Here is a 2685-nt window from a genome sequence, read left to right as displayed (position 1 = left end):
AGCGCGTGGGTCTCGCTGATCTCGGTGCGCGAGGACAGCACCTCGACCGGCTCACCGGTCCGCTTGGCCCTCTCCAGCGCATGCTCCTCCGAGCCGGCGGGCGCGCTGGGGGCCCCGGTCCCGGGAGCCTTCGTCTCGGACGCCTTCGTATCGGCGGCGGCCGAGGGGGTGAGGCCGAGGGGAGTGAGCCCCAGCGTGCCTCCGACGAACACGGCGGCGATCGCCGCACGGGCGGTGCGCCCGGTCGCTCGTCTCTTCACAGGTATGTCTGACATGGACGGAAACCCCATGATCCCTTCTGCTTCAAGAGCAACGTCGGCGGAACAGTACACGTCACTCACATGCAAGTTTCGCGCGCTTTATCTTCATTGAGGGGATTATGTCGCCCTTCTACCGAAGTTGCTTGGGGGATTTTCGCACCCTAGGGTCACTTTGCTCGTATGTAGATCTGTGTAGGATGGGAAGGTTCGTGCAACAACTCTTGCGTCAGTTGCGCTATTTGGGGCACTGGCATAGATCCGTGTCATTTGTCGTCTTCATGGCGCTTATGATCAACTTCGTTCCGGATGATCCAGCCATCGCCGCCGGCGGCGGTGCGGACCTGGACGAGCTGAAGCAGGAACGTTCCGTCTCCGGACGGGACTTCGACCGCAAGCGACCCGCGGTCAAGAACGAGGCGGAGAAGGACTGGAAGCCGGTCGCCGGGCGGATACCCGCCGGGGAGTACGTGGTCCCCGTCGCCGACGCCCAGGGCAACGCTCCCGCCAAGGCGGCGCGTTCCGCGCTCGGCGCACCTGCGGGTGAGGCGCTCGACACGGCGAAGGAACCTTTCGCCAAGGTGCCGGTGCGGCTCCGCGAGGCCAAGGCTCCCGCGAAGGCCGCCGCGCCCGCGAAGCCGAAGGCCACGCAGCCCAAGGACGCACAGCCCAAGGACGCGAAGTCGAAGGACGCGAAGCCGAAGGCCGCCGAGGCCACGTCGGCGAAGGCCCGGAGCGCGCAGTCCGACGCCGCCGCGCAGGACGGGACCGCGAAGCCGGCCGAGCCGGGCACGACGGCCCGGGTGCAGGTGAAGGACGCGAAGGCTGCTCGCGCCGCGGGCGTCGAGGGCGTGCTGTTCACGGCGGCCCCCGCGGCCTCGCGCACCTCTGACGCCGCGTCGGGCATCGTCGACGTCGAGCTGGACTACCTCTCGATCAAGGACAGCTTCGGCGGTGACTGGGGTTCGCGGCTGCGGCTGGTGGAGCTGCCGGCGTGTGCGCTGACGACTCCGGAGAAGTCCGAGTGCCGCACCCCGACCGAGCTGAAGGGCTCCAACGACCCCGAGGCCACCACGGTCAGCGCGACCGTCGACCTCGGCGTGGCCAAGAAGGCCCGCAGCGCCGCCGCGCCGAGGGTGCTTGCCGCCACCGCCGCGGCCTCCGGCCCTGGTGGCAACCATGGCGCGACATCGTTGTCGCAGTCGGGTTCCTGGATGGCCGGCAGTTCGTCCGGCGGGTTCTCGTGGACGTATCCGATCGAGGCCCAGGAGGTCCCGGGCGGTCCGCAGCCCGAGATCGCGCTGTCGTACTCCTCACAGGCGGTCGACGGCCGCACCGCTTCGACGAACGGTCAGTCGTCGTGGATCGCCGAGGGCTGGGACTACGAGCCGGGCTTCATCGAGCGCCGGTTCCGCTCCTGCTCCGACGACAAGGCCGAGGAGGACGGCAAGAAGCCCAACAACAAGGGCGACAGCGGCGACCTCTGCTACGGCTCCGACCATGTGGTGATGTCGCTCGGCGGCAACAGCACCGAACTCGTCAAGGACCAGAACGGATCGTGGCGTCCCGCCGATGACGACGGGACCCGCGTCGAGCGCAAGACGGGTGCTGCCAATGGCGGCAAGGACGGCGAATACTGGGTCGTCACGGGTACGGACGGTGTTCAGTATCACTTCGGTCTGAACAAGCTGCCGGGTGCGCCTGCTGACAAGCGGACGAATTCGGTGCAGACGGTTCCGGTGGTGGGCAATCATCCGGGTGAGCCGTGTCATGCGACGTTGTTCACGGATTCCGAGTGCGCGCAGGCGTACCGGTGGAATCTGGACTATGTGGTGGATCCGCTGGGCGACGCGATGACGCTCTGGTGGGAGAAGGACACCAATTTCTACGGTCTGAATCAGAAGGCCGATCAGCAGGTTCAGTATGACCGGGCGGCGCGTCTGGCGCGGATCGATTACGGTCAGCGGGCGGAGGCTCTGTTCACGGGTCTGCCGGCGGGCCGGGTTCTGTTCTCGGTGGCTGAGCGGTGTGTGCCGAGTGCGACGTTCGACTGTGCGGAGTCGAAGCGGACGAAGGCGAACGCGAAGCACTGGCCGGACACTCCGCTGGATCAGGAGTGTGTGGCGGGGGCGAAGTGCACGGACAAGTATTCGCCGACGTTCTGGTCGACGAAGCGTCTGGTGAAGATCACGACGCAGGTGCTGGCCGGGGCGGCGCTGAAGACGGTGGACTCGTGGGCGCTGGAGAGTTCGTATCCGGCGACGGGTGACGGTACGTCTCCGGCGCTGTGGCTGGACTCGATCACGCGGACGGGTCATGGCGCGGGTGGTTCGGCGTCGATGCCGAAGGTGTCGTTCGCGGGTGTGCAGCTGGACAACCGGGTCGACGGTGTGGAGGGTCTGCCGCCGTTCTCGCGGTATCGGATCAA

At 67.2% G+C, this 2685-nt stretch carries 1 protein-coding gene and 1 pseudogene; one reads left to right on the top strand and one right to left on the bottom strand.

Annotation, left to right across the window (positions count from 1 at the left end; genetic code table 11):
* On the bottom strand, nucleotides 1-275 hold a 275-nt coding region (locus ACF089_RS35850; protein WP_392036407.1), incomplete at its 3' end, for a hypothetical protein.
* 194 nt (nucleotides 276-469) lie between these two features.
* On the opposite strand from ACF089_RS35850, the pseudogene ACF089_RS35845 reads away from it, so the two are divergent.
* Nucleotides 470-2685, top strand: a pseudogene (locus ACF089_RS35845) (hypothetical protein); the annotation flags it as partial.

The sequence above is a fragment of the Streptomyces sp. NPDC014894 genome (assembly GCF_043080985.1).
Taxonomy (GTDB): Bacteria; Actinomycetota; Actinomycetes; order Streptomycetales; family Streptomycetaceae; genus Streptomyces.
Note: the sequence above shows the minus strand (reverse complement) of the source record. Positions and strands in the feature narration are given on the sequence as shown.